Origin of the sequence: Streptomyces sannanensis (assembly GCF_039536205.1) — a bacterium.
Lineage (GTDB): Bacteria > Actinomycetota > Actinomycetes > Streptomycetales > Streptomycetaceae > Streptomyces > Streptomyces sannanensis.
In genome coordinates, this window is sequence record NZ_BAAAYL010000001.1 from 3,225,918 (window position 1) to 3,247,577 (window position 21,660).

13 protein-coding genes and 3 rRNA genes are annotated in these 21,660 nt (G+C 67.2%); 7 read left to right on the forward strand and 9 right to left on the reverse strand.

All coding sequences use genetic code 11. The annotated features are described in order from the left end of the window. The first annotated feature begins 48 nt into the window (after positions 1-48). Genes ABD858_RS15200 through ABD858_RS15220 form a run of 5 tightly spaced genes read left to right on the forward strand, consistent with a single transcriptional unit; the run spans position 49 to position 6,771 of the window. Entirely contained in the window at positions 49-882 is an 834-nt protein-coding gene (locus tag ABD858_RS15200) for a DUF8175 domain-containg protein (protein ID WP_345037660.1), read from the forward strand. Then, positions 872-2,209 carry a hypothetical protein gene (locus ABD858_RS15205; protein WP_345037662.1) on the forward strand — a complete coding sequence of 446 codons (1,338 nt, stop codon included), beginning with the start codon at positions 872-874 and terminating at the stop codon, positions 2,207-2,209. The genes ABD858_RS15200 and ABD858_RS15205 overlap by 11 nt, the downstream gene beginning before the upstream one ends. Further along, the gene (locus ABD858_RS15210; protein ID WP_345037664.1) at positions 2,206-3,756 is read left to right on the forward strand and encodes an SCO6880 family protein; all 1,551 of its coding nucleotides are present in this window, start codon (positions 2,206-2,208) and stop codon (positions 3,754-3,756) included. Before ABD858_RS15205 ends, ABD858_RS15210 begins: the two co-directional genes overlap by 4 nt. A 20-nt stretch (positions 3,757-3,776) precedes the next feature. Then, positions 3,777-5,171 (forward strand): ATP-binding protein, encoded by a 1,395-nt coding sequence (locus ABD858_RS15215; RefSeq protein WP_345037665.1) that lies wholly within the window; start codon positions 3,777-3,779, stop codon positions 5,169-5,171. Position 5,172: 1 nt separating this feature from the next. Continuing rightward, entirely contained in the window at positions 5,173-6,771 is a 1,599-nt protein-coding gene (locus ABD858_RS15220) for a type VI secretion protein (RefSeq protein ID WP_345037666.1), read from the forward strand. Here ABD858_RS15220 and ABD858_RS15225 read toward each other — a convergent pair. After that, entirely contained in the window at positions 6,760-7,482 is a 723-nt protein-coding gene (locus ABD858_RS15225; RefSeq protein ID WP_345037668.1) for a TetR/AcrR family transcriptional regulator C-terminal domain-containing protein, read from the reverse strand. The two genes, ABD858_RS15220 and ABD858_RS15225, sit on opposite strands and share 12 nt — an antisense overlap. Positions 7,483-7,608: 126 nt before the next feature. Here ABD858_RS15225 and ABD858_RS15230 point away from each other — a divergent pair, with 126 nt between their 5' ends. Continuing rightward, a complete protein-coding gene (locus tag ABD858_RS15230; protein ID WP_345037669.1) occupies positions 7,609-9,108 on the forward strand; it encodes an MFS transporter in 1,500 nt (499 codons plus the stop codon). 105 nt (positions 9,109-9,213) lie between these two features. On the opposite strand, the gene ABD858_RS15235 is transcribed toward ABD858_RS15230, so the two are convergent. From ABD858_RS15235 to ABD858_RS15260, 6 genes are all read right to left on the reverse strand, one after another. Next, positions 9,214-9,783 carry a GNAT family N-acetyltransferase gene (locus ABD858_RS15235; RefSeq protein WP_345037671.1) on the reverse strand — a complete coding sequence of 190 codons (570 nt, stop codon included), beginning with the start codon at positions 9,781-9,783 and terminating at the stop codon, positions 9,214-9,216. Between the two features lie 125 nt (positions 9,784-9,908). Beyond that, complete coding sequence (locus tag ABD858_RS15240) at positions 9,909-10,193, reverse strand: hypothetical protein (RefSeq protein WP_345037673.1); 285 nt, start codon at positions 10,191-10,193, stop codon at positions 9,909-9,911. Between the two features lie 191 nt (positions 10,194-10,384). Next, positions 10,385-10,501: ribosomal RNA gene (gene rrf / locus ABD858_RS15245) — 5S ribosomal RNA — on the reverse strand. Positions 10,502-10,575: 74 nt separating this feature from the next. After that, a 23S ribosomal RNA gene (locus ABD858_RS15250) occupies positions 10,576-13,694 on the reverse strand. 277 nt (positions 13,695-13,971) lie between these two features. Then, positions 13,972-15,497, reverse strand: a 16S ribosomal RNA gene (locus ABD858_RS15255). The 16S, 23S and 5S rRNA genes sit together here, the layout of an rRNA operon. Positions 15,498-16,165: 668 nt before the next feature. Next, on the reverse strand, positions 16,166-16,723 hold the full coding sequence (locus ABD858_RS15260; protein ID WP_345037676.1) for a MarR family winged helix-turn-helix transcriptional regulator: 558 nt from the start codon (positions 16,721-16,723) through the stop codon (positions 16,166-16,168). Positions 16,724-16,856: 133 nt separating this feature from the next. On the opposite strand from ABD858_RS15260, the gene ABD858_RS15265 reads away from it, so the two are divergent. Next, positions 16,857-18,125, forward strand: coding sequence for an MFS transporter (locus ABD858_RS15265; RefSeq protein WP_345044561.1), 1,269 nt, complete (start codon positions 16,857-16,859; stop codon positions 18,123-18,125). 82 nt (positions 18,126-18,207) lie between these two features. Here the strand turns inward: ABD858_RS15265 and ABD858_RS15270 are convergent, their stop codons facing one another. After that, positions 18,208-19,866: an ATP-binding SpoIIE family protein phosphatase gene (locus ABD858_RS15270; RefSeq protein ID WP_345037678.1), complete on the reverse strand. Its 1,659-nt coding sequence runs from the start codon at positions 19,864-19,866 to the stop codon at positions 18,208-18,210. A 157-nt stretch (positions 19,867-20,023) separates the two neighbouring features. After that, positions 20,024-21,415 carry an NAD(P)/FAD-dependent oxidoreductase gene (locus ABD858_RS15275; RefSeq protein WP_345044563.1) on the reverse strand — a complete coding sequence of 464 codons (1,392 nt, stop codon included), beginning with the start codon at positions 21,413-21,415 and terminating at the stop codon, positions 20,024-20,026. Positions 21,416-21,660 lie beyond the last annotated feature (245 nt).

Below are 21,660 nucleotides of genomic sequence, written 5' to 3' on the forward strand. Positions count from 1 at the left end.
GTCGTGTGACGACGAGGAAAACCAAACGGTCGAGGGGGCGTACGCGGCATGAGTCTCGGCGACGAGCACAGGGACGAGGGCGGCTTCGGCGGCACGGGCCAGACCCGTACCCGCCTGCCCGAGAGCAGCGGCGGCGACGTCTACGGCGGCGCCCGCCGCCCGGTGCGGAACTCGCGCTCCCTCATCATGGTCGTCGGCGTCGTGGTGCTCCTCGTCGCGGCGATCGCCTTCGTGAACCGGGGCGGCGGTGACGACGGCTCGTCCGGCGGCGGCAACGCGAAGCGGCCCGGCACGGGCCCGACGGCGCCGACGGGCGTCAACCCGGTGAAGGGCAAGCAGGGGGGCATCGCATCGGGGTTCGCGCAGGACGAGCAGGGTGCGCAGAGCGCTGCGGCGAACTATGCGGTGGCGTTGGGGTCTGACGGGATGTTCAACGACGCGCACCGTCACGAGATCGTGAGTGCCATCGCCGATCCCAGCGCCTTGACGACGCTCCAGTCGGGCTTCGATGCCGACTACTCCAAAGAATTCCTCGCACAGATCGGTCTCAGTGCGGATGGCTCCGCCCCAGCCGGTTCGACCTTCGTGAACCGCACGGTTCCGGTGGGCACGAAGATCACTCGTTATGCGAGTGGCACCGCCGACGTGGACGTCTGGTGCACTGGTCTGTTCGGGCTGACTGGCGACAAGTCCACCAAGCCCGTGACCAGTAACTGGTTCACGGTTTCCGTGAACTTGAAGTGGAACGGATCGGACTGGAAGGTCCTGGAGACCAGCCAGAAGGAGGGACCGACGCCTGTCACCGGCGACAACGCCGTGTCCCACTCGGACGAGATCGCTGGGGCAGTCAGCGGATTCGGAGGGTTCACGTATGCCCGGTAACCCGCGACACCGCGCTGGATCTGTCGCAGCTGCCCTGGCAGGGCTTGAGGCCGCAGCAGTCCTGTTCGCGGCCCGTGCGGCCGCAGCACCATCGCCTTCCCCGACGCCGTCGCCTGGCAAGAGCGACGACCCCTGCGCGCTGATCGCCGGCCCGGCACGGGACTACTGCGAGAGCGGTAACGGTGGCGCCGCCCCCGCCTTTCGCTCCCCCGCCGACCCCGCAAACGCCCTCGACCCCCTCGCATCCCTCGCCAAGGGGTGCGCGGACGCCGCCGCCTGGATCGTCGGCAAGCTCTCCGACGCCGTGAAGAAGACCGCCGACGTGGACTTCACGAACCCCGAGTTCCTGAAGCAGTACGCCATCGTCTTCGCGGCCGCGACCTTCCTGACCCTGGTCCTCTGGCTGCTCGCGGTCGCCAAGCGGGCGATCCGGGGCGTGCCGCTCACCACCGCGCTCTCCGAGGCGATCGGCTTCCTCTGGCTCACCGTCCTCGCGTCCGCCTTCACGCCGCTGATCCTCTACACCGTGGTCTCGGCGACCGACGGGGTCACCGAGATCATCGCGCGCGGGGCGGGTGGCCAGACGGACGTCTTCTTCGGGTCGTTCGCCGAGGCCCTCCGCAAGGGGGACGACATCGGCGGCGGACCGATCATGCTGATCGTCGTCTCCCTGGTCACCGTGCTCGCGGCCGGTGTGCTGTGCCTGGAGCTGGTCATCCGGGCCGCCCTGCTCTACGTGGGCGCGCTGCTCGGCACGGTCGTGTACGCCGGCCTGGTCGACAAGAACATGTGGGGGCACGTCCGCCGCTGGGCCGGGATCATGATCGCGGTGATCCTGGTCAAGCCGGTGATCGTGATCGTACTGGGCCTGGCCGGGGCGCTGAGCTCCGACGACGGGCCGAACGCGTTCTCGGCCGTCGTGTCGGGCCTCGCGATCATCCTGCTCGCGATCTTCGCCTCGGCGATGATCTACCGCTTCGTACCCGGTTTCGGCGACGAGATCGCCGCGGCCCGTACGAACCGCAAGCAGGCCACGGACGGCGCGCAGGCCGCCGCCGTGATCAGTTCCCCGGCCGCCCTCGTCTCGCAGGGCATCAAGACGCACAGCAGCCGCAGCCACGACCGTTCGAGCGCCGCGCCCGCACCCACGGCGAGCGCGAGCTCGATGTCCGGCGGGGTGGCCGCGCACAGCAGCCGGCCCGCGGCCACGGGCGGGACCGGCGGCGGAGCTGTCCCCTCCGCCCCCTCGCCCCGTAGCGCGAGCCCGAGCACATCAAGCACGCCGCACAGCAACCGCAGCACAGGAGCAGGAGGTGGAGGGCGTTGACGACGCAGTCCCCGACCATCGCGCCCCGCCGTACGTATCTGATCGGCCGGGCCCGGCCGAACGCGATCGTCGGCAAGAACCGCGAGACCGGCGAGATCGCCCTGATCATCGTCGGTGCGTTCCTCGGCATGATGAGCGGGCTGCTGGTGCCGGTGCTGTCGCTGCGCATCGTGCTGCTGACGGGTTTCCCGATGCTGGCGCTGGCAGTGGTGTACGTGCCGTACAAGCAGCGCACCTTCTACAAGTGGTTCGAGATCAACCGCTCGTACAAGCGCAGCCTGCGCCAGGGCACCACCTACCGCTCCGGCGCGATGGAGGCCGGCACCCGGCTCGACGGGCGTGAGGTGGAGGTCGGCCCGCCACCCGGGATCGGCCGGATCTCGTGGCTGGCCGCGCCCTTCGGCCCGGACGAGATCGCGGTGCTGCTGCACGCGGACCGCAGGACGGTGACGGCGGCCATCGAGATCGAGGGCCCGGGCGTCGGACTGCGCGACAGCGAGGACCAGGAGGCACTGGTCGACCGGTTCGGCACGCTGCTCAAGCATGTCGCCAACGGGGACGGCTTCGTGACGCGGCTGCAGATGCTGGCGCGTACGCTCCCCGCCGACCCGGACGCGCACGCCAAGGACGTGGCGCTGCGCGGCGACCCGAACGCGCCCGGCTGGCTGCAGGATTCGTACGACCAGCTGCAGTCGATGGTGTCGACGTCCAGCGAGCAGCACCGGGCGTACCTCGTCGCCTGTATGCACTTCACCCGCGAACTGGCTTCCGAGGCCCATGCGATGGCGCGTGCCGCCCGTCCGCACGGGGGCCGCAAGCTCGACAAGGACGCGGGGCTCGCAGTCGTCATGGCGCGTGAGCTGACCGACATCTGCGCGCGGCTGGCGGAGGCCGACATCCGGGTGCGGCAGCCGCTCGGGCAGGGGCGGCTGGCGTCGCTCGTGCACTCGATGTACGACCCGGACCACCCGATCGACCACATCCAGGCGATGACCAGGCGGAACGCCTGGCCGGCCGAGCTGGACGCGGTGGAGCCGACGTATCTGCAGGCGAAGACCCGCGAGTCGTCGACGCGCGCGCCCTGGTGCCATGCGACGGCCTGGGTGAAGGAGTGGCCGATGACGCCGGTCGGGGTCAACTTCCTTGCGCCGCTGCTCGTCCACACCCCGGATGTGATCCGTACGGTCGCGGTCACCATGGATCTCGAGCCCACCGAGGTCGCGATCGAGCGGATGCTGACCGAGAAGACGAACGACGAGGCGGAGGCCAGCCGCGCCGCCAAGATGAACCGGACCGTGGACCCGCGCGACATCGCGGCACACGGCAGGCTCGACCAGCGGGGTGAAGATCTCGCGAGCGGAGCGGCCGGAGTGAATCTTGTCGGGTACATCACTGTGTCGTCCCGCTCGCCCGAGGCGCTGGCCCGCGACAAGCGGACGATCCGCGCCTCGGCCGGCAAGTCGTTCCTGAAGCTGGAGTGGTGCGACCGCGAGCACCACCGGGCCTTCGTCAACACATTGCCGTTCGCCACCGGTATCCGTCACTGACCGAGAGGGCAGTCCCCGCCATGCGAGATCCGCTGTCCGCCGTCACGGATGCCTTCACCAGTTTCCTGTTCGGGAAGGTGGAAACCACCCGCCTTCCCGTGCGCACGTCGACGGGCCAGGCCCAGGCCGTCTATCTGCCGACGGCCGCGCCCGGGCTCGGCGACTCGGGCGTGATCATCGGGCGTGAGGTATACAGCGGCAAGGGGTACGTCTACGACCCCTTCCAGCTGTACGGCCAGCAGCTCCCGGCCCCGCACTGGCTGGTGCTCGGCGAGTCCGGCAACGGCAAGTCGGCACTGGAGAAGACCTATGTGCTGCGGCAGTTGAGGTTCCGCGACCGGCAGGTCGTGGTGCTCGACGCCCAGGGCGAGGACGGGGTGGGCGAGTGGAACCTCATCGCCCAGGAGCTGGGCATCACGCCGATCCGGCTCGACCCGATGGCGGCGCTGGACGACGGCATCCGGCTGAACCCGCTCGACCCGTCGATCACGACGACCGGGCAGCTGGCGCTGCTCCGGACCATCATCGAGGTCGCGATGGGGCACGGACTGGACGAGCGTTCCGGCTTCGCGCTCAAGGTCGCGCACGCGTACGTCAACGAGACGATCAACGACCGGCAGCCCGTACTGACGGACATCGTGGAGCAGCTTCGCCACCCGGAGGCGGAGTCCGCCGAGGCGATGAACGTCGACATAGACGATGTACGGGCCTGGGGCCTGGACGTCGCCCTGGTGCTGGACCGGCTGGTCGACGGTGACCTGCGGGGCATGTTCGACGGGCCGACGACGGTCGGGATCGATCTGGACGCCCCGCTGATCGTCTTCGACCTTTCGCACATCGACCGGAACTCGATCGCCATGCCGATCCTGATGGCGATCGTGGGCGTCTGGCTGGAGCACACCTGGATCAGGCCCGACAGGAAGAAACGGATCTTCCTGGTGGAGGAGGCCTGGCACATCATCAACTCGCCGTTCGTCGCACAGCTCTTCCAGCGACTGCTGAAGTTCGGACGGCGGCTGGGCCTGAGCTTCGTGGCGGTCGTACACCATCTGAGCGACGTGGTGGACGGGGCAGCGGCGAAGGAGGCCGCGGCCATCCTGAAGATGGCCTCGACCAGGACGATCTACGCCCAGAAGGCCGACGAGGCGAGGGCGACGGGCCGGGTGCTCGGCCTCCCCCGCTGGGCCGTCGAGATCATCCCCACCCTCACCCCGGGCATCGCGGTCTGGGACGTCAACGGCAATGTCCAGGTGGTCAAGCACCTCGTGACGGAACGGGAACGGCCACTGGTCTACACGGACCGTGCCATGACGGAGTCGTCCGCGCCCGACGACCTCCGCGCCGCGGAGCTGGAGACGGAACAGCGGGCGGCGCTCATCGAGAAGCACGTGAACGACGAGTCGTCGGTGGCGTGAGATGTCCCAGGTACGTCAGCGTCAGGAGGAGCGGGGCATCCCGGACGGCCTGCTGGTCGGCGTGCTCGCGCTGCTTCTCGGCCTGACGCTGCTGGCCTGGACGTCCACCGGCCTGGGGGGCCTGCTGGCCCATGGCGCCTGGCCGGACGGGGTGCGTTTCACCCGCGCCCCGCAGGCGGTACGCCGGCTGCTGTCCGCGCCGGACGACCTGGCGGCGGCCTGGCCCGCCACCCCGGCGGAGCAGCTCTCCGGATGGGGGCTGTTCTGGGGGCTGCTCATCGGGCAGTTGATGGTGCTGGGGGTACTGGCGGTCGCGGGGCTGAGAGGCCAGGCGAGGCGCGGAGTACGACGGCCGGCGGGCACCCCGTCCGGCGGCGCGGCGGCGAGCCCCGTGGCCGGCCGCCCACCGGGCGGGGAGCACTGGGGCCCCGGGAACACGGGCGGCGACATCGGCCACCGCGACAGAAGACCCCCGGACCACGCCTTCGCCGAGGCACAACCCGCCACTGCAAGCCCGCGGGGCGGGGAGCCGGTGGGCGGCAGCGGCTGGGAGGCCGCCGCACGCGGCCTCGCGGAGCACGGGACCGACGGGTCGCGCCGCGGTGAACCCGCGCGTACGGACACCGAGCCGCCTCGGGAAGCACACGCCGCCGAGGACAGCGGCGAAGCCGCGAGCCCGCGGGGCGGCGTCCTCTACGGCGGCCCCGAGACGCGGCGGCCCACCGCCCTGCGGGCCGTGCGGGACGCCGAGGGCCCTGCGCTCGTCGTCACGTCGGACCCCTCCCTCTGGGCGGAGACCAAGGACGCCCGAGCCAAGCTCGGGCCGGTACTCGTCTACGACCCGGGGCACCTCTGCGACACCCCGGCCCGCCTCCACTGGTCGCCGAGCCACGGCTGCGAGTCGGCCGACATCGCCGCGGCCCGGGCCGTCGCGCTCCTCGCCCCCGTACGGCCGCAGGCCCGCATGGACACGGCGATGGCCGACACCGCGGAGACGCTGCTGCGCTGCTGGCTGCACGCGGCGGCGGTGGACGGGCGGCCGTTCAAGCAGGTGCACCGCTGGGCCCAGGGCGGCACCGCGCACGAGGCGGTACGTGTCCTCCGTACCCATCCCAAGGCGGCGAGCGGCGCCGCCGGGCTCCTCGAGTCGGCTCTCACGGCGCACGCGGAACGACGGGACATCGCCCAGGAGTTGGTGACCAGAGCACTCACCTCCCTCTCCTCGATCCACATTCGAGAAGCTTGTACTCCAAACCGAGCAGATTCGCTCACCTTGGAATCATTTGTGGACGAGGGGGGAACCCTTTACGTGGTGGGTGAAGCAATCGAGGACCCCCGCTCCCACCCGGGTGCGATGCCCCTGCTCACCGCACTCGCATCAAGCGTGGTCGAGCACGGCCGCCGCATGGCCGCACGGTCATCCGACGGTCGGCTCGACCCACCACTGACCCTCGTCCTGGACGACATCGCGGCCGTCGCCCCACTCCCCCTCCTGCCCGGCCTTCTGACGACCGGCCAGGAGCAGGGCCTGCCCACCCTCGCCCTGCTGCGCTCCCGCGAACAGGGCAGGGCCCGCTGGACCCGGCCGCTAGTGCTGTAGCCGCAGCGCCAGGCCGTCGAGGACGACTTCCAGGCCGTAGGCGAACTTGGCTTCGCGGGCCTGGGCGGGGTCGATGGCCGCGGCGACGTCGGCGTAGGAGTCGGCGAGGTGCTCGTGGCCGGCCGCGGCCCGTCGGGCGGCCGGCATAAGGCGGGCGATGAAGTCGGCCTCGGTCTCGCCGGAGCGGGCGATCGTGGTGAGCCAGGCCGCCTCCGTGGTGCTCATTCCGATGGCGTAGGTCATGACGGTGTCGATCGCGCGGCTCGGTTCGGGGAAGCCGGCGGCCGTGAACAGGGCGGCCAGCCTCTCGGCGTAGGACATGAGGTTGGGGCCCAGGTAGGCGAGGCCCGCCTGGCCGAGGACCGAGGCCAGCCACGGGTGGCGCAGCGCCGTCGTGCGGAAGGAGCGGGCGGCCTCGGTGACGGCGGCGCGCCAGTCGGGGCTGTCGGCGGGAGGGACTGCGATCTCGGCCGCCACCTCGTCCACCGCGAGCTCCATCAGCTCATCCTTGGTCGCGACGTGCCGGTAGAGGGAGGTCGCGCCGGCGTTCAGGCGGGCGCCGAGCTTGCGCATGCTGAGCGCCTCGATGCCTTCGGCGTCGAGCATGGCGATCGCCTCGCGGACGATCGCGGCCCGGCTGAGCGCGGGCTGGTCGGGCTCGCGCTGCTGCCGGGTCCACACGGACGGGATCGGTTTCGACTTGGCGGCCATGGCGCTCCTTCAGTGCGTACGCCGTTCGCATCCAGCGTACAGGGATTGAGTATTGCGCACACTGTTCCGCGATGCGTACAGTGTGCGCATCGAAGGAACAGCGTGCGCAGGCCGAGAGGACGCCCTATGGAAACCCGCAATCCACGTCGCTGGTGGATCCTCGTCGTGCTGTGCCTCAGCACGCTGGTCCTCGTGGTCGACAACATGGCGCTGACCGTCGCGGTGCCCGCGATGACCGAGGACATCGGCGCGAGCGCCCAGGACACCCAGTGGATCCTCGACTCCTACATCCTGGTCTTCGCCGGGCTCCTGCTCACCTCCGGCAGCCTGGGTGACCGGTTCGGCCGCCGAAAGGTCATGATCATCGGTCTGCTGCTCTTCGGGGTGGCGTCACTGGCCGCGACCTTCTGCACCACCCCCGGCGAGGTAATCGCCGCACGCGTCGCGATGGGCGTCGGCGGAGCGCTGATCATGCCCTCTACGCTGTCGATCCTCATCACCGTCTTCGACGAGGAGGAGCGCCCCAAGGCGATGGCGACGTGGGGCTCGGTGTCGATGCTCGGCCTGGTCGGCAGTCCGGTACTCGGCGGCGTGCTGATCGACCATTTCTCCTGGCACTCGATCTTCTTCATCAACGTCCCGGTCGTCGCACTGGCCGTCCTCGCGGGCCTCACCCTCATGCCCGAGTCGAAGGCACCGTGGCAGAAGCCCGACCCGCTCGGCGCGGTGCTGTCCGCGGCCGGCATGACCGCCCTGGTCTGGTGGATCATCGAGCTCCCGCAGCACGGCGCCTTCGGCGGCCGGTCGACGATCACCCTGGCCGTCGCGGTCGTCGCCCTCGCCGGGTTCGTGATCTGGCAGAACATCACCTCCGCGCCGATGGTGCCGATGGTGCTCTTCAAGCACCGCAACTTCAGCGGCGGCTCGCTCTCGCTGGCCCTCGTGCAGATCGGCAACGGCGGCCTGATGCTGGTGCTCACCCAGTACCTGCAGTTCGTGCTCGGCTACTCGCCGATCAAGGCGGGCCTGGCGTTCGTGCCCCTGGCCATCGCCGCGCTCATCGGCAACGGCGCGGGCGCCAAGCTCGCCGCGAAGATCGGCAACCGCTGCCTGATCCTGGCCGGCATGGTCGTGATGGCCTCCTCCTTCGCGCTGCTGACCACCGTCTCCGCCGACTCGGGCTTCACCGTCCCGGCGGTCGCCCTCGGCCTGCTCGGCCTCGGCGCCGGCCTCGCGATGCCGGCCGCGGTCGGCGCGCTGATGGGCACCATCCCGGCGGACAAGGCGGGCGTCGGCTCGGCCCTGAACGACACCATCCAGCAGGCCGGCACCGCGCTCGGCATCGCGATCCTCGGCTCGCTCCTGTCGAGCGGCTTCGCCGGCGAGATGCCCGCCGACGCGCCCGAGCAGGCGAAGCAGTCGATCGCCGGGGCGCTGGCCGTCGCCCAGGGCGACACCGGCCTGGTCCAGGCCGCCCGGGAGGCCTTCACCACCTCGATGTCGACCACCTTCACCATCAGCGCGATCGGCGTCCTCGCCGCCGCACTCCTGGCCACCCTGATCATGCGCGACACCAAGCCCGAGCCCGCCGCGGCCCCGGCGGAGAAGGCCGAACTCGCCGCCTGACCTCGCAAGGGAAGAAGGCCGGTGCCCTCCCTGGGACACCGGCCTTCTTCCCTTGCTGGTGCGCTGCGGCCGGCAGTGGCCCGGCGCGCCCCGAAAACCAGCCGGTCAGCCGTCCGTGGCGGGCCGCACGATCACCATCTCGAGCTCCTTCGCGGACGGGTCGCCCGGCATCGGCGCGGCCTCCCCGCTCTCCATGAAACCGAACTTGCGGTAGAAGGCCCGGGCACGCGCGTTGTCCTCGTGGACGAACAGCCGCACCCGCGTCAGCCGCGGCTCCTCCAGCGACCAGGCCCAGTCCAGGGCGGCCCGGAACAGCCGTCGGGTCAGCCCGGTGCCGCGGTGCTCGGGACGTACGAAGACAGCAACCAGATGCCCCTGGTCCGCCGCGATCCGCCCGCCGAAGACGTCATCGGCGCCCGCCTTCTCGACCAGCACCACCACCGTGCCGGCCCACTCCCCGTCCGGCCCCTCGGCCACGAACTGCCGGTCGGCCCCCGCGCCCTCCATGGACCCGCCGAGGGTCCGCTCCTGCCAGAAGGAATCGGGCCGGACGGATGCCTTCTCGTAGGTGTCCAGGAAGGCAAGGTGCGCCACCGGATCGGCCAGCGCGGCCAGCCGCAGCTCCTTGACCTTCCGCCACTCGTCGGGGCGGACGGGCCGTATCACGTGATCCATACGCCGATCCTCGTCACAACTGAGACCGACCACTCGGACCGGTGGGGCGAGTCTGCGCTGCCAACGCGGTCGGAGGCCCTGCCGGACCTCGCCGACAGGGCCTCCGACCGGGAGTCCGGGGACTGCTACGCGGAAGCGACAACCTGGCCGGCCATGACCTGTGGAGGGTTGGGGAACAGTGATGTGAGGTTGTCCCGCACGAAGTCCGCCGCCTTCTTGCTCGATTCCTCGGCTCCGGCCTGGTTTTGGAAGACGCTGGTCGAGACCATCACCCCGCTCCCGGCGTCGACCCAGTAGTAGGCCACGAAGCCGGAGACCTGGCGGACGAGCGGCACGAATCCCTCGTTCACTCGTCGTCCCGCCTCGGCCGGATCGGTCACCCCTTCATACCGCCGAACGGCTGCGTACATGGCTGATCTCCTCACGGATCTCGGGGTCATTCTGTGGAGACGCTGTACCCCTGCAATGCGCGCTCCGCTCTCGGAACGTCCAGCAATCACCGGAAGGGCCTCAATCAGTGATCCGAACGGCGGCTTCTGCACCCGGTCCTGAACGCAGAAAAGCCCCGGACCATATGGTCCGGGGCTTCCCTGGAATAATTGTTCGGCGGCGTCCTACTCTCCCACAGGGTCCCCCCTGCAGTACCATCGGCGCTGAAAGGCTTAGCTTCCGGGTTCGGAATGTAACCGGGCGTTTCCCTAACGCTATGACCACCGAAACACTATGAAGTTGAACTCCAGCCGACAAGGCGAGTTCGTTACTTCAGAACAAACACAGTGGACGCGAGCAACTGAGGACAAGCCCTCGGCCTATTAGTACCAGTCAGCTCCACCCGTTGCCGGGCTTCCACATCTGGCCTATCAACCCAGTCGTCTACTGGGAGCCTTACCCTCTCAAGGAGGTGGGAATACTCATCTTGAAGCAGGCTTCCCGCTTAGATGCTTTCAGCGGTTATCCCTCCCGAACGTAGCCAACCAGCCATGCCCTTGGCAGGACAACTGGCACACCAGAGGTTCGTCCGTCCCGGTCCTCTCGTACTAGGGACAGCCCTTCTCAATATTCCTACGCGCACAGCGGATAGGGACCGAACTGTCTCACGACGTTCTAAACCCAGCTCGCGTACCGCTTTAATGGGCGAACAGCCCAACCCTTGGGACCGACTCCAGCCCCAGGATGCGACGAGCCGACATCGAGGTGCCAAACCATCCCGTCGATATGGACTCTTGGGGAAGATCAGCCTGTTATCCCCGGGGTACCTTTTATCCGTTGAGCGACGGCGCTTCCACAAGCCACCGCCGGATCACTAGTCCCGACTTTCGTCCCTGCTCGACCCGTCGGTCTCACAGTCAAGCTCCCTTGTGCACTTACACTCAACACCTGATTGCCAACCAGGCTGAGGGAACCTTTGGGCGCCTCCGTTACTCTTTAGGAGGCAACCGCCCCAGTTAAACTACCCATCAGACACTGTCCCTGATCCGGATCACGGACCGAGGTTAGACATCCAGCACGACCAGAGTGGTATTTCAACGGCGACTCCACAACCACTGGCGTGGCTGCTTCAAAGTCTCCCACCTATCCTACACAAGCCGAACCGAACACCAATATCAAACTGTAGTAAAGGTCCCGGGGTCTTTCCGTCCTGCTGCGCGAAACGAGCATCTTTACTCGTAGTGCAATTTCACCGGGCCTATGGTTGAGACAGTCGAGAAGTCGTTACGCCATTCGTGCAGGTCGGAACTTACCCGACAAGGAATTTCGCTACCTTAGGATGGTTATAGTTACCACCGCCGTTTACTGGCGCTTAAGTTCTCAGCTTCGCCCACCCGAAGGTGAGCTAACCGGTCCCCTTAACGTTCCAGCACCGGGCAGGCGTCAGTCCGTATACATCGCCTTACGGCTTCGCACGGACCTGTGTTTTTAGTAAACAGTCGCTTCTCGCTGGTCTCTGCGGCCACCCCCAGCTCAGGAAGCAAGTTCCTTCACCAGGCGTGGCCCCCCTTCTCCCGAAGTTACGGGGGCATTTTGCCGAGTTCCTTAACCATAGTTCACCCGAACGCCTCGGTATTCTCTACCTGACCACCTGAGTCGGTTTAGGGTACGGGCCGCCATGAAACTCGCTAGAGGCTTTTCTCGACAGCATAGGATCATCCACTTCACCACAATCGGCTCGGCATCAGGTCTCAGCCTTGTATGTGTGACGGATTTGCCTACCACACGGCCTACACCCTTACCCCGGGACAACCACCGCCCGGGCTGGACTACCTTCCTGCGTCACCCCATCGCTCACCTACTACCAGTCTGGGTCACCGGCTCCACCACTCCCCTCAACTCCGAAGAGATCAGGGCGGCTTCACGGGCTTAGCATCGCTGGGTTCAGCGCTGGCGCTTCAAAGCGGGTACCGGAATATCAACCGGTTGTCCATCGACTACGCCTGTCGGCCTCGCCTTAGGTCCCGACTTACCCTGGGCAGATCAGCTTGACCCAGGAACCCTTAGTCAATCGGCGCACACGTTTCTCACGTGTGTATCGCTACTCATGCCTGCATTCTCACTCGTGAACCGTCCACAACTCGCTTCCGCGGCTGCTTCACCCGGCACACGACGCTCCCCTACCCATCACAGCACCCGTTGGGGCTTTATGCTGCAATGACACGACTTCGGCGGTACGCTTGAGCCCCGCTACATTGTCGGCGCGGAATCACTTGACCAGTGAGCTATTACGCACTCTTTCAAGGGTGGCTGCTTCTAAGCCAACCTCCTGGTTGTCTCTGCGACTCCACATCCTTTCCCACTTAGCGTACGCTTAGGGGCCTTAGTCGATGCTCTGGGCTGTTTCCCTCTCGACCATGGAGCTTATCCCCCACAGTCTCACTGCCGTGCTCTCACTTACCGGCATTCGGAGTTTGGCTAAGGTCAGTAACCCGGTAGGGCCCATCGCCTATCCAGTGCTCTACCTCCGGCAAGAAACACACGACGCTGCACCTAAATGCATTTCGGGGAGAACCAGCTATCACGGAGTTTGATTGGCCTTTCACCCCTAACCACAGGTCATCCCCCAGGTTTTCAACCCTGGTGGGTTCGGTCCTCCACGAAGTCTTACCTCCGCTTCAACCTGCCCATGGCTAGATCACTCCGCTTCGGGTCTAGAGCGTGCAACTCGATCGCCCTGTTCGGACTCGCTTTCGCTACGGCTTCCCCACACGGGTTAACCTCGCTACACACCGCTAACTCGCAGGCTCATTCTTCAAAAGGCACGCAGTCACGAGACGTACAAGTACGTCCGACGCTCCCACGGCTTGTAGGCACACGGTTTCAGGTACTATTTCACTCCGCTCCCGCGGTACTTTTCACCATTCCCTCACGGTACTATCCGCTATCGGTCACCAGGGAATATTTAGGCTTAACGGGTGGTCCCGCCAGATTCACACGGGATTTCTCGGGCCCCGTGCTACTTGGGTGGTTCTCAAGCGAGCCGTACAGATTTCAGCTACGGGGGTCTTACCCTCTACGCCGGACCTTTCGCATGTCCTTCGCCTATCCATACGGTTTCTGACTCGCCGACCGGCCGGCAGACCGGTCAAGAGAACTCCCACAACCCCGCATGCGCAACCCCTGCCGGGTCTCACACGCATACGGTTTGGCCTCATCCGGTTTCGCTCGCCACTACTCCCGGAATCACGGTTGTTTTCTCTTCCTGCGGGTACTGAGATGTTTCACTTCCCCGCGTTCCCTCCACACTGCCTATGTGTTCAGCAGCGGGTGACAGCCCATGACGACTGCCGGGTTTCCCCATTCGGACACCCCCGGATCAAAGCTCGGTTGACAGCTCCCCGGGGCCTATCGTGGCCTCCCACGTCCTTCATCGGTTCCTGGTGCCAAGGCATCCACCGTGCGCCCTTAAAAACTTGGCCACAGATGCTCGCGTCCACTGTGTAGTTCTCAAGCAACGACCAGCCACCCATCACCCCGCCAGCTGACTGACGAGTTCACTGGGGCCGGCGTCTGAAGGACGAGCATCGCTCGCTCCCTCAGGACCCAACAGCGTGCCCGACACGTCCGGTCTCAGATGCTGCGTTCCACGCCGAAGCAGTACTAGCAGTCCTCATCCCGATCGTGCCGAATAATCAACGTTCCACCCATGAGCAACCGTGCGAGACATTTGCTCGCAGTCGGCTATGTGCTCCTTAGAAAGGAGGTGATCCAGCCGCACCTTCCGGTACGGCTACCTTGTTACGACTTCGTCCCAATCGCTGGTCCCACCTTCGACAGCTCCCTCCCACAAGGGGTTGGGCCACCGGCTTCGGGTGTTACCGACTTTCGTGACGTGACGGGCGGTGTGTACAAGGCCCGGGAACGTATTCACCGCAGCAATGCTGATCTGCGATTACTAGCAACTCCGACTTCATGGGGTCGAGTTGCAGACCCCAATCCGAACTGAGACCGGCTTTTTGAGATTCGCTCCGCCTCGCGGCATCGCAGCTCATTGTACCGGCCATTGTAGCACGTGTGCAGCCCAAGACATAAGGGGCATGATGACTTGACGTCGTCCCCACCTTCCTCCGAGTTGACCCCGGCAGTCTCCTGTGAGTCCCCATCACCCCGAAGGGCATGCTGGCAACACAGAACAAGGGTTGCGCTCGTTGCGGGACTTAACCCAACATCTCACGACACGAGCTGACGACAGCCATGCACCACCTGTATACCGACCACAAGGGGGCGACCATCTCTGGCCGTTTCCGGTATATGTCAAGCCTTGGTAAGGTTCTTCGCGTTGCGTCGAATTAAGCCACATGCTCCGCTGCTTGTGCGGGCCCCCGTCAATTCCTTTGAGTTTTAGCCTTGCGGCCGTACTCCCCAGGCGGGGAACTTAATGCGTTAGCTGCGGCACCGACGACGTGGAATGTCGCCAACACCTAGTTCCCAACGTTTACGGCGTGGACTACCAGGGTATCTAATCCTGTTCGCTCCCCACGCTTTCGCTCCTCAGCGTCAGTAATGGCCCAGAGATCCGCCTTCGCCACCGGTGTTCCTCCTGATATCTGCGCATTTCACCGCTACACCAGGAATTCCGATCTCCCCTACCACACTCTAGCCTGCCCGTATCGAATGCAGACCCGGGGTTAAGCCCCGGGCTTTCACATCCGACGTGACAGGCCGCCTACGAGCTCTTTACGCCCAATAATTCCGGACAACGCTTGCGCCCTACGTATTACCGCGGCTGCTGGCACGTAGTTAGCCGGCGCTTCTTCTGCAGGTACCGTCACTTTCGCTTCTTCCCTGCTGAAAGAGGTTTACAACCCGAAGGCCGTCATCCCTCACGCGGCGTCGCTGCATCAGGCTTTCGCCCATTGTGCAATATTCCCCACTGCTGCCTCCCGTAGGAGTCTGGGCCGTGTCTCAGTCCCAGTGTGGCCGGTCGCCCTCTCAGGCCGGCTACCCGTCGTCGCCTTGGTAGGCCATTACCCCACCAACAAGCTGATAGGCCGCGGGCTCATCCTTCACCGCCGGAGCTTTCAACCCTCTCCCATGCGAGAGAAAGTGATATCCGGTATTAGACCCCGTTTCCAGGGCTTGTCCCAGAGTGAAGGGCAGATTGCCCACGTGTTACTCACCCGTTCGCCACTAATCCACCCCGAAGGGCTTCATCGTTCGACTTGCATGTGTTAAGCACGCCGCCAGCGTTCGTCCTGAGCCAGGATCAAACTCTCCGTGAATGTTTTCCCGTAATCGGGAGTGACACTCGCGTTGAGCGGAACAGTCGGAGGAATGATCCGACCGTTCACAGCGTCCTCGCTGTGTTTTCGCCTACCCACCACAAGGGCAAGTAGGACTTTTCAAAGGAACCTCGTCTCAAGAGAGACGGGGTATCAACTAATCTGGCGTTGATTTTTGGCACGCTGTTGAGTTCTCAAGGAACGGACGCTTCCTTTGTACTCACCCGCAGCGACATTCTCTGGGGCTTTCCTCCGGGCGCTTCCCTTCGGTGTTTCCAGCTTAGCAGATCCGATTTCCGTTTCCGCCACCCGCTGGAGCGGGCTGCCGTGAAGTTCTCCGCTTTCGCGTTTCCCTTTCCGGCGGTTCCGACTCTATCAGATCCTTTCGGCGTCTGATTCCCAGTCAGAGGGGTTTGTCTTCCCGGCTTTCGGGCCGTTCCGACGTCCAAACTCTAGCTGATTTTCTCGGCAACCCATAATCGGGTGTTTCGAAATGAATTCGGGCAAGCCGAAATCATCCCGGCCGGGAGATCGTGCAGAGGTTGGTTGCCGCATATCTGCGGCGGACGGCTGCCGCAGAACCGTTCCGGCTCCGTGACAACTCGGAGAACTTTACGGATCGGCCAGGGGGCTGTCAACCCCCGGCCGTCACCCCGTCAGCGCCCCTGTCAGTCCAGGTCGGTGAGGCGGCCGCCGGCGTCCGGCTGGGCCTCTTCCACGCGGCGCAGCAAGCGAATCAGGCTGTCGCCCAGCGCACCCCGCTCGTCACTCGACAGGTCCTGGAGCAGGCTGCCCTCGAAGTCCACGGCCATACGCATCGCCTCGAGCCACTTCGTACGACCCTCGTCCGTCAGCTCGACGATCACGCGCACCCGGTTGCTCTCGTCGCGGTCGCGCGTGACCAGGCCCTCGCCCGCCATCCGGTCGATGCGGTGGGTCATGGCGGCCGGGGTGAGACCGAGCCGCTTGGCGAGTTCGCCGGGGCCCATCCGGTACGGGGCGCCGGAGAGGACCAGCGACTTCAGCACCTCCCATTCGGCGTTGCTGATGCCGAGCGTGGCGAGCTGACGGCCGTACGCCACGTTCATGCGCCGGTGGAGCCGGCTCAGGGCCGACATGACGACCTCGACCTGGGGGTCGAGGTCGCGGAACTCGCGCTGATAGGCGGCGATCTGCTCGTCGAGGCTCGGCTCCTGCGGCCCGGTGGGCTCGGGGGTCTCTGGCATGCGCCCGAGTATCGCATGAAGCACGTTGCCGTCTAAGTCCTTCGGTATGTACAGTTAAGCATCGAACTTTAGAGGTGAAGTCTTCGAGCTTCAGACCTCCACATCCTTAAGGCAGGTGAGTGTGACCAAGGTGATGGGCGCGGCGATGCGCCGGATCCAGGCAGGCAACGCGCTGAGCGCGTTCGGGCTCGGGTTCACCGTCCCGTATCTCTATGTGTATGTGGCTCAGGTGCGGGACCTGGGCGCGGGCACGGCCGGAGCCGTGCTCGCCGTCTTCGCCTTGGCCGCACTCGTCGCCCTCCCCTTCACCGGGCGGGCCATCGACCGGCGCGGGCCGCTGCCGGTTCTCGTGGGGGCCGCTCTGCTGGCGGCCGTGGGCGCCCTCGGCATGGGGTTCTCCGCGACGATCCCGACGGTCGTCCTGTCCGCGGCGGCGATCGGGGCGGGCACCGCGGTCATGCAGCCCGCGCTCGCCACGATGATCGTGTGGTGCTCCACCGTCGCGACCCGTACCCGTGCCTTCGCCATGCAGTTCTTCCTGCAGAATGTCGGTCTCGGTATCGGCGGGCTGCTGGGCGGCCAGATCGTGGACGTGAGCCGGCCGGACAGCTTCACGCAGCTGTTCGTCGCCGAGGCGGCGATGTTCCTGGTGCTGGCGGCCGTCGCGACGACCGTACGGCTGCCGCATGCTCTGCGGGTCCAGGACGCCCGCCCCAAGGGTGAGAAGGGCGGCTGGCAGGTCCTGCTGCGGCACCGGGCGATGGTGCAGCTGTGCGTGCTGGGCTTTGTACTGTTCTTCGCCTGCTACGGACAGTTCGAGTCCGGACTGCCGGCGTACGGCGTGGAGGCGGCCGGGATCTCACCGTCGACCCTGGGCCTCGCACTGGCCGCCAACACGGCGGTGATCGTGGTCGCGCAGTTCGTCGTGCTGAAGATGGTGGAGCGGCGCCGGCGGAGCCGTGCGATCGCGCTGGTCGGGCTGATCTGGACGGTCGCCTGGATCGCCGCCGGGTACGCGGGGCTGGGACACGGCAGCCAGGCGATGGCGACGGCGGCGTTCATCTCGACGTACGCGCTGTTCGGGCTCGGCGAGGCGATGCTGGCGCCGACCGTCGCCCCGCTGGTGGCCGATCTGGCGCCGGAGTCGATGGTGGGGCAGTACAACTCCGCCTTCGCGCTGGTCAAGCAGCTCGCGCTGGCCCTGGGCCCGGCCGTGGGCGGACCGATGGGCGCTTCACTGCACGCTCCGTACATCCTGACGTTCATCGTCTTCTCGCTGGGCATCAGCGTGCTGGCGCTGCGGCTGGGCGGCAAGCTCACACCGGTGCAGGACCAGCCGGCGCTCGCGAGGACGCGAGTGGTGGCACAGCATCTTCCGGAGCCGGTGCCGGCCTCCCACTGAACCGGGGGTCCGCCCCGAAGCCAGGGCATCGAGCGCCGGACGCGGCCGGATTTCCGGCTCCGTCCGGCGCTCGCGTGTACGGCTACCGGGGCAGCGCGAACTCGCACCAGACCGCCTTGCCGCCGCCCGGCGTGCGCCGTGAACCCCACGACGAGGCGATCGTCGCGACGATCGAGATCCCGCGGCCCGTCTCGTCGGCCGGGTCGGCGCGGCGGCGGCGCGGCAGATGGTCGTCGCCGTCGGTCACCTCGATGATCAGCCGCCGGTCGGTGCGGCGCAGCCGCAGCCGCATCGGCGGCGTGCCGTGCTGGAGGGAGTTGGCGACGAGTTCGCTGGCCGCCAGCACGCCCAGGTCGCACAGTTCGACCGGGAAGCGCCAGCTCGCCAGCACTCCGGAGGCGAAGGCGCGGGCGCGCGGGGCGGCCTCGACACCGCCGAGCAGGTCGAGGGCGGCGTTGTGGAAGAGCTCGGCGTCCTGGCCCGTACGGGAAGGGTGCTGGACGACGAGGACGGCGACGTCGTCGTCGTGTCCCGCGGTCACGCCCAGGGAGCGGAGCAGGCGGTCGCAGAACACCTGCGGCGTCCCGGCGGCTCCGGCGAGCGCCGCTTCCAGGGCGGCGACGCCCTCGTCGATGTCCTCGCCACGACGCTCGACCAGTCCGTCGGTGTAGAGGACGGCGGTGGCGCCGGGGGGCAGCGGAATGGAGCTCGAGGCGTGCAGCCAGCCGCCGGTGCCGAGCGGGGGTCCGGTCGGTTCGGCGGCACGGTGGACCGTACCGTCCTCGAGGCGTACGAGCATGGGGAGGTGGCCGGCCGACGCGTACACCAGGCGGCCCTCGTTGGGGTCGTGGACCGCGTAGACGCAGGTGGCGATCTGACTGGGGTCGATCTCGGCGGCCAGGCCGTCGAGGAGCTGCAGCACTTCGTGCGGCGGCAGGTCCAGGCGGGCGTAGGCGCGCACGGCGGTGCGGAGCTGGCCCATGACGGCCGCGGCGCGTACTCCGCGGCCCATGACGTCGCCGATGACGAGGGCGGTGCGGCCGGCGCCGAGGGTGATGACGTCGTACCAGTCGCCGCCGACCGCGGCGTCCGTGCCGCCCGGCTGGTAGGTGGCGGCGATCCGCAGGTCGTCGGGCTGCTCCAGCTCCTGGGGGAGCAGGGAGCGCTGGAGGGTGACGGCGGTCTCGCGGTGCCGGCGTTCGCTGGCGCGCAGGCGTTCGGCGGCCTCGGCGTGGCCGGTGACATCGGCGGCGAAGACGAGGACGCCGCCGCCTTCTCCCTCCCCGAGGGAACCGCCGGTGGGCAGCGTGACGGGCATGCAGGTGACGGTGTACGAGCCACCGCCGGGCACCCGGCGGGACTTGACGGTCCGTGGCCTGCCGCTGCGCAGCACCTGGTCCATGAGCGGGAGCAGACCGAGTCCGGTCAGCTCGGGCAGGGCATCCGCGGCCGGCGCTCCGACCGGGCGGGGGCCGAAGACCGCGGTGTACGCGTCGTTGACGTACGCGACGCGGTGCTCCGGGCCGTACACCAGGGCGACCAGGGCGGGGAGGCTGCCGAGGATCTCCCGCACGGAGAGGTCCTCCAGCGCGGGGGCGTCGGGGTGCTCGCGGGCATGGGGTCCGGGCTGGGACTGTTGCTCGTACCCACCGCGGGCCGCGGGCACGGAACCGCGACCGGTCCGCGCCGCGGCGCGGCGCTGCGTACCGGGGAGTCGGGCGCTCCAGCGCGTGAAGTTCACGGAAGATCTGGCCTCGTGTGTTGTCGCTCTGTGGTCGTCGCGGGTCGGCTGGTCGGAAGACGGCCACCGGTCACTCTGTGCAGGTGTGAGCCCACCTATGGTCACACGTCCAGTGTGGCCGACGGCACTGACATCGGCCGGTCGGCCTCGGTGCCGGCTAGTAGCCCTCTTTGGGACGTTCACGCCCAACAGCCTGTTCGAATTCGGCGCGCGGGTGTTCCAGTGAACCGAGCGAGACGATCTCACGTTTGAACAGACCGGCGAGCATCCATTCGGCGAGCACCCGGCATTTGCGGTTGAAGGTCGGCATCCGGCTCAGATGGTAGGCGCGATGCATGAACCAGGCCGGATAACCCTTCAGTTTACGGCCGTAGACATGCGCGACGCCCTTGTGGAGGCCGAGGGAGGCGACGGAGCCGACGTATTTGTGCCGGTAGTCCTCGAGGGCCCGGCCGTCCAGTGAGGCGGCGATGTTCTCGGCGAGGACCTTGGCCTGGCGCAGCGCATGCTGGGCGTTGGGCGCGCAGACGGCGCCCTCCTCGCTCGCGGTGAGGTCGGGGACGGCGGCCGCGTCGCCGGCGGCCCAGGCGTGTTCGACGCCGTCGACCGTGAGCATGGCGGTGCACCTGAGGCGGCCGTGGCTGTTGAGCGGGAGGCCGGTGGCGGCGAGGACGGGGGCGGGCTTGACGCCCGCGGTCCACACGACCGTACGAGTCGGGAAGCGCGAGCCGTCGCTCAGTACGGCGACACGGTCCTCGCACGATTCCAGGCGGGTGCCGAGGCGGACATCGATGTTGCGGCCCCGAAGCTCCCGGATGGCGTACCGGCCCAGCTCCTCGCCGACTTCGGGGAGGATCCGCTCGGTGGCCTCGACGAGGATCCACTTCAGGTCCTCGGCCTTGATGTTGTGGTAGTAGCGCGCGGCGTAGCGGGCCATGTCCTCCAGCTCGCCGAGGGCTTCGACTCCGGCGTAGCCGCCGCCGACGAAGACGAACGTGAGGGCGGCGTCGCGGATGGCGGGGTCGCGGGTGGAGGAGGCGATGTCCATCTGCTCGATGACATGGTTGCGCAGCCCGATGGCCTCCTCGACGGCCTTGAAGCCGATGCCGTGGTCGGCGAGGCCGGGAACGGGGAGGGTGCGGGAGACGGCCCCGGGGGCGAGGACGAGTTCGTCGTAGGTGATCTCGACCGGTCCTGCGCCCTCGTCCTCGGTGGCGAGGGTCGCGACGGTCGCCGTGCGCTTGGCGTGGTCGACGGACTCGACCTCACCGATGACGATGCTGCAGTGCTCGAGGACACGGCGCAGCGGCACCACCACATGGCGGGGCGAGATCGAACCCGCGGCCGCTTCCGGAAGGAAAGGCTGATACGTCATGTAGGGCTCGGGCGTGACCACGATGATCTCGGCCGCGCCACTTCTCAGCTGGGTCTTCAGCTTCCGCTGGAGACGCAGCGCGGTGTACATCCCGACGTAGCCGCCGCCGACAACGAGGATGCACGCACTCGGGGTTCCGGGGGCCTTCCCCCGGGAATATGCAGCCTTCACCAGTCCATGACGCAACGGAGCCCCGGCTTTGTCCACAGGCCCGGCAAATTGTGTGACGGGAGGGCGCACATGGTCAGGTCGGCCGAACGCCGCGGGTCAGCGGAAAGGCCCGCAGGTCAGAGTAGGCGCGCCGGGGGCGCCGAAGGGGCCGAAACGGGAAGGTTGTGGTGCATACTCCGATCGGGGGGCGCTCCGTGCGGAACTACCCTCTTCTGAATTGACTCCCGCTCAACTATGTTCATACATCG

What these genes read in the sequence shown, in the direction of transcription:
- ABD858_RS15200 (WP_345037660.1), top strand. Translation starts at nt 49, where the DNA reads ATGAGTCTCGGCGACGAGCACAGGGACGAGGGCGGCTTCGGCGGCACG.
- ABD858_RS15205 (WP_345037662.1), top strand. Translation starts at nt 872, where the DNA reads ATGCCCGGTAACCCGCGACACCGCGCTGGATCTGTCGCAGCTGCCCTG.
- ABD858_RS15215 (WP_345037665.1), top strand. Translation starts at nt 3,777, where the DNA reads ATGCGAGATCCGCTGTCCGCCGTCACGGATGCCTTCACCAGTTTCCTG.
- ABD858_RS15220 (WP_345037666.1), top strand. Translation starts at nt 5,173, where the DNA reads ATGTCCCAGGTACGTCAGCGTCAGGAGGAGCGGGGCATCCCGGACGGC.
- ABD858_RS15225 (WP_345037668.1), bottom strand. Translation starts at nt 7,482, where the DNA reads ATGGCCGCCAAGTCGAAACCGATCCCGTCCGTGTGGACCCGGCAGCAG.
- ABD858_RS15230 (WP_345037669.1), top strand. Translation starts at nt 7,609, where the DNA reads ATGGAAACCCGCAATCCACGTCGCTGGTGGATCCTCGTCGTGCTGTGC.
- ABD858_RS15235 (WP_345037671.1), bottom strand. Translation starts at nt 9,783, where the DNA reads ATGGATCACGTGATACGGCCCGTCCGCCCCGACGAGTGGCGGAAGGTC.
- ABD858_RS15240 (WP_345037673.1), bottom strand. Translation starts at nt 10,193, where the DNA reads ATGTACGCAGCCGTTCGGCGGTATGAAGGGGTGACCGATCCGGCCGAG.
- ABD858_RS15260 (WP_345037676.1), bottom strand. Translation starts at nt 16,723, where the DNA reads ATGCCAGAGACCCCCGAGCCCACCGGGCCGCAGGAGCCGAGCCTCGAC.
- ABD858_RS15265 (WP_345044561.1), top strand. Translation starts at nt 16,857, where the DNA reads ATGGGCGCGGCGATGCGCCGGATCCAGGCAGGCAACGCGCTGAGCGCG.